The sequence below is a fragment of the Nitrosomonas sp. genome (genome assembly GCF_021731985.1).
Classification (GTDB): domain Bacteria; phylum Pseudomonadota; class Gammaproteobacteria; order Burkholderiales; family Nitrosomonadaceae; genus Nitrosomonas.
On sequence record NZ_JAKFWH010000051.1, the window covers coordinates 1 to 10,362 of the forward strand.

Sequence of the window (10,362 nt, forward strand, 5' to 3'; positions counted from 1 at the left end):
GCTTTGCCAAATCAATACCCATACGTGTAACATTCATTTGACTCCTCCTCTTTTGACTATTCAATGAAAATTATAGTCTGGCACATTACGATGCCGCTTAGTTGGAGGAGTCCATTCCATTGCCCTACTCGCTTAAATAGCGCGCTAATTTTCCGAGATTAGCGTCCACCACAAATATAGGCGGTTGTGATGATTCTGGGCGAAGCAGCAATAACGACTCCACTTCAGGATTTCCATCGGCGGAATAAACCTGGATGCTGTCTCCATCCTCCATAATATAGCTAAAATTTACTACAATACTATTGACCAGGATCAGTTCGACTTCCGGGTGGGGCACATTAAATGATTCGATCATGTCCTTTACCGAGGCTTTCCGTCCAAGATTATGAATAATCTCTGTAGCACTCAGCACTGGCGCAATAAAGTCATTCAATGACTGATAAAAACGTATTCTGATCTGCGCCACTGAATGACACTATCCTCAAAAATGAGCTGCGGTTAAGACTTCAATGAATTATTGATGCCGGGGTTGATTTAGTTTGATTAAGATCAATGTTTCCTATGACTGTAATCGGCATTCTGGGGATCGTTGCAACAAAAGAACTAATTATCAACTAATATTCATAAGGTTTTATATGAGAATTACACATTTTTTTGCAGTATCAGCGATACTGGTTTTAGTAGCATGTGGTGGCAAGCCAACAGCCCCTGAATCTCCTGATCCTGATGCTTATGGAAAAACAATACAACCTTTCCATCAAATACCTGCAGGCGATCAGGAAGGTGGTGGTCAAGCCAGATCAACCGAACAAAAATCAAATTACTAAAGTCTAGTGAAGGTTAATCAGTGTTCTACAGCTAAAAATCACAAGCAAATTTGGGTTATAGAACACTGAGTTTTTCATGGTAATAGATTAATTTTACTGCATAAATAGCGTTGAACTGCGACAAAAAACCAAGAGTTCTATTGCGCTGCGGAATAAATTCTTCCGGCGAATCAAATGCCCGTTCACCAAACGTAGCGGATAATGTCGCCGGTAAAACATAAGTACCGGCGCGCAAAACCCTTTCATAGTTCGTGCCTTTAACTCCAGCTCTTTCGCAAAACTGGTACGCAGCATTCTGGTAACAATATCGTTGCAGTCTAATGATGGTTGAGAATGTCAATTTTCCGGCTTTTACCGCGACAAGATGTTTGCCATCAACATAGTGATAAAACTTCCCAGCTTTTTGGAAGTCTCGTTTTGACGATCTATAATTCGTTGCGACAATTCCAGAGACAGCCGGATGGAAGACTGATTGCGAGTGGTATCGCATTGATTCCATTAAGACCGCTCAATCAAACCTTCACTTCTGCCGCAGGTTAGGCTGGAATATTTTTTACCGCTGCGGTTTAAGAGAGAACGTTACGACAGCTGACGTAATGTGTGGAATCTTTGGAAGTCTCCCGGAAGAACCGGGGGACTTCCTGTTATTAATTATAGAGTTTTGAGATATTCCAGCAAATCATGTTTCTGCTCTTTGTTAAGGGGCTTTAAAATTTCCCCATTCGGTTGCGCTGTTTTACCAGATGTATATTCGTGACCAGCATTACTATTTCCAGGAAAACTGGTATCAAAAGTAAAACCTTTATCACTGCTCTTTAGGCCGACTTTTTCCGGATCAAATTCGCGCGATCCAACTTTAAATTGCTCAGGTCGATATTCACCCTCTTCCGGATCACCTTCACGTTTCTTGGGTAATAACAAATCATAAAGTGTCGGGACAGAACCGTTGTGCAAATAAGGTGCCGTTGCCCAGATACCATTCAAAGGCCTTCCCTTGTATGCATTCAGCGAAGCCAGTGGATTGGCTGTAGTATCCGGATCATAATTGCCATGCTTGATAGAAGGTTTAATCTCATTTCCAAAAAATGCTGTTGCGAGATTAGCAATCCTGTCAGCCCAGCCTTGGAAAAACCATTTATCGGGATCAGGGGTGGCCACTACATTTTTAGTTGCCTGTGTCAGCAAGGCTGCAACAGGCGCCTTTTTATCCAACAAAATACTACCTACATCAAGGCCTACATATTGGTTAAGCAAAATGCCAGAATAGCCCTGAGCTGTGAAACTGTTATTAGCCATAAAGGGATCAGTTCCTACATCGCTGACTCTCGTCATATTTGCGACGACACGACGCTCCGGATCCGCACGGTCAATCCTTGCATGGCAGGCGCCACAATAGTCGTCAAACAACGCTTTTCCTCGCACAGCTTTTTCCCTATTGAACTCCCCAAGAATCTCTTCCGGCCATTCAGGAGAATTTAATTTCTTCAAATGCGATTCAATCCTGTGTAAATTTTGTACATCGACAGAAGAATCAAAGCTGACCTGCGTAGTGCCAGAACCTTGGAAGAGAGTCGATGCCAATGACTTTCCCTTTTCTTCCTTCCAATCAAGCGTACCAAATACGCCAATCACTTCACCCGCATTGCGGCCAATTGGCCCCACCCCAGCATTTGCAGCTATCCCGTTCCATTGCACATAATCGTGTTGCGCGATATCCCATAAGAAAGGATAGCTAACAGGTGCGTCAGGTGCGTTGAACAATACATGGCGTAATCGCCCTAACTGCCATTTAGTGAGATGCTTGCTAAGGCGTTCCATCACGTGATCGCGTTGATCTCCCGACATCACTTTGCCTGCGCCCTTTGGCAGGATCTCGTCGATTTGTTTCTCAGTCATCACTTGATCGCGCATGATCTTAGGATCACGCAACAACTCTCTCAATTCTCTCTCATTGATGATATGTTCAAGCACTCGATTGAAAATACGTCCAAAAGCATCCAGCCGTGCATAGCCATAGGCAGTTGGGCTATGATTGATCACGGTATAACTGTATATGCGCTGCTCATACTTACTTAAATCATCGAGTACCTCAGTTTCCGATTTGTAATTACCTTTTGCCAGGACATTTTTGACAAACCGCTGCGAGGCTTCTGCATTTTCACGCGTATGTTTCAAAGCTTTTGCGATATCTTTCATGATGTTTTCCATATCCGCGGTGGCCGGACCGCCATCAATACGGATACCCACACCGTTATAGTTTACTTGCCCGGTATGGCATGCAGCACAAGTTAAACCGACATACTCTTTGCCCTTGTAGTCATCCTTGACCCAGCCGACCGGTAACGCATCCGGGTTGCTCGATGAGGCCTTCTGGGGTAAATACCGATAGAAATTCATATTCTCATCAGAGCGGAAAAGCTGAGATTCTCCCGCCTTCTCCAGTGCCAGAAAGAAATCATAGGGCATCAGGTTTGATCCTTGTGTGGTGTAGTAGAACCACAAACTGTCGGCAGAATTCCAACCCTGATCCAGGTACTTGACCTCTGTATAACTATCACCTAATTGATCTTGTTCAACAGTCGCTGCATAGCGACTCTGCTCAGCCTCCGGAATCAGGCCCACCTTACAGCCAGATAGTATTCCGATGAGAAGAGCCAAGGCCGAATAAAGAAATAAAAACCGTTTTTCTGGCGATATGAAATATTGTTTCACGATAATTCCCCTTTGTATTTGAATTTATTAATCAGTATTGTCAAGAACAAAAACACATGCATGTGTAATGATAAATTTTGAATCTATTAATAAATCGTATAATGACTTCCCGCCCATCGCATTACATGATCCCGGATTATTCCTATTCGAGGTCCGTGCTGACATCCCAATCTTGGTGAATTGTATTTTTATTAAGTGCTGCAACAGTTACTGATTATATTAAGAATTCGTCGCTGATAACAGCAATACTAGCAATCTGTAGAAATCATACTTGAAATCAACAGCAACTTTATTGCGATTAAACCAAACAAAACAAATATTTCCTGTGTTGCGAAGCAGACGCCGATACTAAGCATAAAGTTGATACTGTCAGTTTCTTACAATTTGTCATAAACTTGCAAAAATATTTACTGTAACAACGATATTAAAACTCGGAAAACCATCATGAAAAAACCATACGCCATTCTGTTAGCTGTACTCTTCGCGCTGACACTCACTGCTTGCACCGCAACACCTTCTGCACACATTGATGATGACAGGATTCATGTCACGATTCTACATTTTAATGATATTTATGAAATCACCCCGGTAAGTGGCGGTAAAGAAGGTGGAATCGCACGAGTTGCCACACTGCGCAACCAATTGCAGGCGCGCAACCCGAATACCATCACCACATTAGGTGGGGATTTGTTCAGCCCTTCCGCGATTGGAACCGCACAATATAAAGGCGATCGGCTTGCCGGACGGCAAATGGTCGATGTGCTGAATCACTTTGCACTTGATTACGCCACGTTCGGCAACCATGAATTCGATGTCAAAGAAAATCAATTCAATCAGCGCATGCAAGAAGCCAAATTTACCTGGGTATCCAGCAATGTATTCGCCGCGGACGGTCAACTGTATGAGGGAGTGAAACAAAATCTTGTTATACCCGTTACCGACAAGAAAAGCGGAAAAACCTTCAGAATCGGCATGTTTGGCTTAACACTCTCTGCCAACAACCCCGGCTACGTAAGTTATTCCGATCCATTGACAGCCGCCAGCGAGCAAATCAAGCAACTCAGCGGACAAACTGATTTTATTATCGCCCTGACGCATCAGGCAATCGATGATGATATTGCGCTGCTGCAGAAATTTTCGCAAATCGGATTACTACTGGGCGGGCATGAGCACGTCAACTATCAGAACTGGCGCGGTAACTTCACCCCCCTGCTGAAAGGCGATGCCAATGTGCGCTCGGTGTACGTGGTCGACCTTTATTTTGATCCGCAAACCGGCAAAACCGAAGTCAAACCCACATTTGTCCCGATCAACGACAATCTAGCCGAGGATCCCGCCGTCAAGACCGTCGTCGATAACTGGATGAAAATCGCCTTCGACGCCTTCCGCCAACAAGGGTTTGAACCCGAAGCCGTGATCACAACCACCACGGAAGCATTGGACGGACTCGAATCCAGTGTACGCACCCGCAAAACCAACCTGACCGAACTGATCGCAAAAAGCCTGTTGCGCCCCTACCCGGAAGCCGAACTCTCGCTTTACAACAGCGGCTCGATCCGCATTGACGATGTGCTGCCCGCGGGTCAAATCACCGTCTACGACGTCATCCGGGTACTGCCGTTCGGCGGCAAAATACAACTGGCTGCGATAAAAGGCAATCTGTTGTTAAAGGTACTGAATCAAGGGATAGCAAATACCGGCGCGGGCGGCTTTCTGCAATCCGCCAACACACAACAGATCAACACTGGCTGGCAAATCAACGGCACTCCAATCGATCCGAAAAAAACCTACCGATTGGCGATCAATGATTTTCTCGCATCAGGGATTGAGCGTAACTTGGATTATTTGAAACCCGGCAATCCGGATTTCATCATTGTTAATTCGGGTGAAAACACCGATATCCGCCAAATGGTCATTGATCAATTAAGAAGTAACTAAAAAGTTTCCGGCTATTCATAAAATATTTTCCGTTTCGGGTGCAATTGACTCCAGTGAGTATTAAGCAATACAGATGAAGCTGAGGTTAGTCGCCGAGCAAAAATACTGGAATAGGGTAATCGAACCGATTCTTGAATTAACTTGCTTTTGCAAATTGAGAAATTGATATCCCGAAAGTTTTACGGAGCCAATGGCTGAGTTACGTCGCTCCAATGCGGGTCGGTTTGAACAAACTATTATACCTCGTTACGTGAATGTCTTAGCAGCATAATACGGTAGAACATAAACATCTTGGAACAAGTGCTCGCACACATCTAGTGCCAACCCAAGTTGTTCCGCTTTGTGAGGTTTGACCTCATGGGCTGAATCATTTCCTAGAGTTCTGATTTTGTGAAGAATTGTTGCTCCGTCTGGCGAAAGAACGCCTTGAAAGACTAAGCCGTTAATTTTTTGAACCAGGTTAGATCCCGGAGAGTTCTTGTCTTTGCAGACGGTCTCAACTATTGCGCGTATCCCAATACCTGCAAGAACCGGCTGATCATTATTTATCGCCTTTATAGTCTCTTCGTATATCCGCTGTACGTTCGGAGGCAATAAATATACATCCTTAAGTGGATTGCGCCCCTCGCTTCGGCTTGGATAAAGGTTAACTGTTTGGTTATATTCGACAGTCTCATGATCTACAAAATCCCAATCTTCAGTGTTTTGACTCGTGGATCGAAAGGTGGTTGTTTCACAGCCTTGGCACATGATCACTTGGTACTCTGACCAGTACTGAAGCGAGTTTTCTCCAAACCAATTTTCGCCACTTACATCCACTGATGAAAGGACGAGGTGCTTATTAACGCGCTTACATTTGCTACATTGCACGTCAACCACAGTGCCAGCAGTTTTATTGAACTCTCGACTTACAGTATTCTTTTGCATAGAGGTCTAATTGAAATGAAACTTACAAAATAACGTGATCTATTCCATTGAAAATAACATCTAATATTGCAGAATTCATGCTATCCCCTTATTCTAAAACAACATACCGATCTTGGCTTGATCATATCACGCAGTATCAGATCTACAAAAATGCATATCCCTCGACTTTTAGATCAAGTACGAACAAAACTTATCTTCAAACATAACCGCTAGCGCATCACGCAGCACAGATATCAAATACCGGATAAATTACCGGAATTGATCAGGTAGAATACCCGCATTAATGTTTTTCAGAGCGGCAAAAAAATGATGCTACGTAAAATCTTCATTGCCAATCGCGGCGAGATTGCTGTTCGCATTATTCGCGCGTGTGCTGAAATGGGCATCCGCTCGGTGGCGATTTATTCGGAAGCGGATCGTTTTGCACTGCATATCAAGAAAGCGGATGAATCTTATTGCATCGGCAGCGAGCCGATGGCGTGCTATTTGAATATTCATGCGTTAGTTGATTTGGCTTTGGCGACCGGGTGTGATGCGGTGCATCCGGGTTACGGATTTCTTTCCGAGAATGCGCAATTTGCCCGAGCGTGTAAAGAACGGGGGCTTATTTTCATTGGCCCGGAAGCGGATGTCATTCATCGTATGGGCGATAAAACCGAAGCCCGGAATGCGATGAAAGCGGCGGGTATTCCGGTGACACCCGGGTCGGATGGCAATTTGCATTCGGTGGAAGAAGCCCTCAAAGTCGCTACGCAAATCGGCTATCCGATCATGTTGAAAGCAACTTCCGGCGGCGGCGGGCGCGGTATCCGGCGCTGCGATAATGCCGATGAGCTACAGCGCAATTACGCCCGGGTGATTTCCGAAGCGACCAAAGCGTTTGGCAGCGCCAATGTGTTTCTGGAAAAATGTATTGTCAATCCAAAGCACATTGAAGTACAGATATTAGCAGACCACCATGGTAACGTGATTCATCTCTTTGAGCGGGATTGCTCGATTCAGCGCCGCAATCAGAAGCTGATCGAGATTGCGCCGTCCCCGCAACTGGACGAAGCGCAACGCCAGTATATTGGCGGTCTTGCGGTGATTGCCGCGAAGTCGGTCGGCTACACCAATGCAGGCACGGTGGAGTTTTTGCTGGACGATAGCGGCCGGTTTTATTTTATGGAAATGAATACGCGCGTGCAGGTCGAGCATACCATCACTGAAACGATTACCGGCGTCGATATCGTCGAGGAGCAGATCCGCGTGGCGGCTGGATTGCCACTGCGCTACAAACAAGAAGAGATTGTCCGGCGGGGTTATGCGATTCAGTTTCGCATTAACGCCGAAGACCCGAAGAATAATTTCTTGCCGAGTTTCGGCCGGATTTCCCGTTATTACGCGCCCGGCGGTCCCGGCGTGCGGACCGATACGGCGATTTACACCGGTTATGAAATTCCGCCTTTTTACGATTCCATGGTTGCAAAAATCATTGTCAGCGCACTGACCTGGGAAGACGTGATTAAGCGTGGCGAGCGAACTTTACGCGATATGGGATTATTTGGCATCAAAACGACGATTCCGTATTATCTAAAGATACTGAAACACCCCAAGTTTCGTGCTGCCCAGTTCAATACCGGTTTTGTTGAACAAAACCCTGAACTTATCAATTATTCCGACAAACCCCGGCCGGAAGTGCTGGCCAGCGTCATTGCCGCTGCGATGGCTTCGCATACCGGCCTGTAAGTAGCGTGCTTACCGGTTAATCAAGGAAAATTCATGCAAAAAGTTTATATCACCGATGTCATTTTGCGCGATGCGCATCAATCTCTGATCGCCACCCGCATGCGCACGGAAGACATGCTGCCGGCTTGTCAAATGCTCGACAGCATCGGCTACTGGTCTCTGGAATGCTGGGGCGGCGCGACGTTCGACGCCTGTTTGCGGTTTTTGAAGGAAGACCCTTGGGAACGCTTGAGCAAACTGAAAACCGCGCTACCGAACACGCCGCTACAAATGTTGCTGCGCGGGCAGAACTTGCTCGGTTACCGCCATTACTCTGACGATGTCGTGCGCGCTTTCGTCAAACAAGCTGCGGCCAACGGCATGGATGTTTTCCGCATTTTCGACGCGCTCAATGACGCGCGCAATCTCAAAACCGCTATCGAGGCTGCCAAGGAAGCCGGTAAACACGCGCAAGGCACCATCTGCTATACCACCAGTCCGGTACATGACGTCAAAAGCTTCGTCACACTGGCCAAAGATTTGGCTACTCTGGGTTGCGATTCCATCGCGATCAAGGATATGGCCGGTTTGTTAACACCGTATGCGACCAGCGAATTGGTAAAGGCTTTGCAAGATGCCGTCGATTTGCCGATCCATCTGCATTGCCATGCCACCGCCGGTTTAGCGGAAATGTGCCAACTGAAAGCCATCGAAGCCGGTTGCCAGCATATCGACACGGCACTGTCGTCATGGTCAGGCGGCACCAGTCATCCACCGACCGAAACCCTGGTCATGGCGTTGCAAGGCACGGATCACGACACCGGCTTGAATCTGCAAAAACTGCAGGAAGTGAACGATTATTTCGCACAAATCCGTAAAAAATATCATCGCTTCGAAAGCGAGTTCACCGGTGTCGATACCCGCGTGCACGTGTTCCAAGTGCCGGGAGGCATGATTTCGAATCTGGCCCATCAATTGCAGGAACGCAACGCGCTGAATCGCATCAACGAGGTTTATGCGGAAATTCCACGCGTGCGCAAGGACCTAGGCTATCCGCCGCTGGTCACGCCAACATCGCAGATCGTCGGCACGCAAGCGGTGCTCAACGTATTGACCGGCAAGCGCTATGACACCATTACCAACGAAGTGAAGCGTTATCTTCAAGGCGGCTACGGCAAAGCACCGGCGCCGATTGATGCCAAATTGCAAAAACGCGCCATCGGTAAGGAAGACATCATCGACTGCCGCCCCGCCGATCTGCTGAAACCGGAATTCGAGCACCTGCGCCAGGAAATCGGCCATTTGGCGCTAAACGATGAAGACGTGCTGAGCTACGCGATGTTCCCGGAAGTCGGCAAACAGTTTCTGGAATTGCGCTCAACCGGACACCTGGTGCCCGAACCTTTGGAATTGGCATCGACAACGGTTAACGGTGTACAAAAAGCCCCCACCGAGTTCAACGTGGCGCTGCACGGTGAGTCTTATCACGTCAAAGTCACCGGCACCAGCCCTAAAAATGAGTCCCTGCGACATTTTTATTTTATGGTGGACGGTGTTCCTGAGGAAATCGTCGTCGAAACACTTGACGCCATCGTTCTGGACGGCGGTACGCAAGGCGCCGTTAAAAGCAACATCGCCAGCAAACGCCCGCGCCCTTCCGCCAAGGGCGATGTGGTCGTCAGCATGCCGTGCAATATTCTTGAGGTGTTAGTCAAAATCGATCAAAAAGTCACCGCCGGACAACCGGTATTGGTCACGGAAGCGATGAAAATGGAAACGGAAATCACCGCACCGATCAGCGGCACCGTCAAAGCCGTGCACGTGATCAAAGGCGAATCGGTGAATCCGAATGAGGTGTTGATTGAGATTGGGGTGGGATAGTTACAAGCGTTTATCGTCACCATAACCAAACAATTGGATTGGCATCATGTTAAGACGTGTTCTCTAAGTTTTCGAAGATGAAGAAAAATGGCTACACTATTCGAATATTTTGACCAACACTTTCCTGATTGTCTAAAGCTAAGTTTTGAAATCCCAATAAAGGAAGAATTAATTAGATGTAATTTTTACTATGACACAAGACTGCTAACAATGTTTGTTGCACTTTATGTTCAAAAAAATGATCAGTAGTGTCCGGAGATTCGAGAATTGTCGCATGATAACTCGTTGAACGACCATTACTAAATGACATATTTTTCTGTAATCGATTTCAACTTGCGCCAAACTTCTGACTTTTGTCAGGAGATTGCAT

The 10,362-nt window shown here is 46.5% G+C and carries 8 protein-coding genes; 4 read left to right on the top strand and 4 right to left on the bottom strand.

Annotated features, from left to right (window positions below; all coding sequences use genetic code 11):
- Positions 1-124 precede the first annotated feature (124 nt).
- Positions 125-466, bottom strand: coding sequence for a hypothetical protein (locus QZ942_RS06505; protein WP_292993876.1), 342 nt, complete (start codon positions 464-466; stop codon positions 125-127).
- A gap of 169 nt (positions 467-635) precedes the next feature.
- Here QZ942_RS06505 and QZ942_RS06510 point away from each other — a divergent pair, with 169 nt between their 5' ends.
- Positions 636-827 (top strand): hypothetical protein, encoded by a 192-nt coding sequence (locus QZ942_RS06510; RefSeq protein ID WP_292993877.1) that lies wholly within the window; start codon positions 636-638, stop codon positions 825-827.
- Positions 828-882: 55 nt separating this feature from the next.
- On the opposite strand, the gene QZ942_RS06515 is transcribed toward QZ942_RS06510, so the two are convergent.
- Both QZ942_RS06515 and QZ942_RS06520 read right to left on the bottom strand, forming a co-directional pair.
- Positions 883-1,326, bottom strand: coding sequence for a hypothetical protein (locus tag QZ942_RS06515; RefSeq protein ID WP_292993878.1), 444 nt, complete (start codon positions 1,324-1,326; stop codon positions 883-885).
- A 152-nt stretch (positions 1,327-1,478) separates the two neighbouring features.
- On the bottom strand, positions 1,479-3,539 hold the full coding sequence (locus tag QZ942_RS06520) for a di-heme-cytochrome C peroxidase (RefSeq protein WP_292993879.1): 2,061 nt from the start codon (positions 3,537-3,539) through the stop codon (positions 1,479-1,481).
- Positions 3,540-3,983: 444 nt separating this feature from the next.
- Between QZ942_RS06520 and QZ942_RS06525 the strand changes: the two genes are divergently transcribed.
- Positions 3,984-5,477 (top strand): bifunctional metallophosphatase/5'-nucleotidase, encoded by a 1,494-nt coding sequence (locus QZ942_RS06525; protein ID WP_292993880.1) that lies wholly within the window; start codon positions 3,984-3,986, stop codon positions 5,475-5,477.
- 246 nt (positions 5,478-5,723) lie between these two features.
- Here the strand turns inward: QZ942_RS06525 and QZ942_RS06530 are convergent, their stop codons facing one another.
- Positions 5,724-6,404 carry a DUF4145 domain-containing protein gene (locus tag QZ942_RS06530; RefSeq protein WP_292993881.1) on the bottom strand — a complete coding sequence of 227 codons (681 nt, stop codon included), beginning with the start codon at positions 6,402-6,404 and terminating at the stop codon, positions 5,724-5,726.
- Between the two features lie 309 nt (positions 6,405-6,713).
- Here QZ942_RS06530 and QZ942_RS06535 point away from each other — a divergent pair, with 309 nt between their 5' ends.
- Together QZ942_RS06535 and oadA are read left to right on the top strand one after the other, a co-directional pair.
- Positions 6,714-8,132 (top strand): acetyl-CoA carboxylase biotin carboxylase subunit, encoded by a 1,419-nt coding sequence (locus QZ942_RS06535; RefSeq protein WP_292993883.1) that lies wholly within the window; start codon positions 6,714-6,716, stop codon positions 8,130-8,132.
- Positions 8,133-8,165: 33 nt separating this feature from the next.
- Entirely contained in the window at positions 8,166-9,992 is a 1,827-nt protein-coding gene (gene oadA, locus QZ942_RS06540; RefSeq protein ID WP_292993882.1) for a sodium-extruding oxaloacetate decarboxylase subunit alpha, read from the top strand.
- Positions 9,993-10,362: the final 370 nt, after the last annotated feature.

What these genes read in the sequence shown, in the direction of transcription:
- QZ942_RS06510 (WP_292993877.1), top strand. Translation starts at nt 636, where the DNA reads ATGAGAATTACACATTTTTTTGCAGTATCAGCGATACTGGTTTTAGTA.
- QZ942_RS06515 (WP_292993878.1), bottom strand. Translation starts at nt 1,326, where the DNA reads ATGGAATCAATGCGATACCACTCGCAATCAGTCTTCCATCCGGCTGTC.
- QZ942_RS06525 (WP_292993880.1), top strand. Translation starts at nt 3,984, where the DNA reads ATGAAAAAACCATACGCCATTCTGTTAGCTGTACTCTTCGCGCTGACA.
- QZ942_RS06530 (WP_292993881.1), bottom strand. Translation starts at nt 6,404, where the DNA reads ATGCAAAAGAATACTGTAAGTCGAGAGTTCAATAAAACTGCTGGCACT.
- QZ942_RS06535 (WP_292993883.1), top strand. Translation starts at nt 6,714, where the DNA reads ATGCTACGTAAAATCTTCATTGCCAATCGCGGCGAGATTGCTGTTCGC.
- oadA (WP_292993882.1), top strand. Translation starts at nt 8,166, where the DNA reads ATGCAAAAAGTTTATATCACCGATGTCATTTTGCGCGATGCGCATCAA.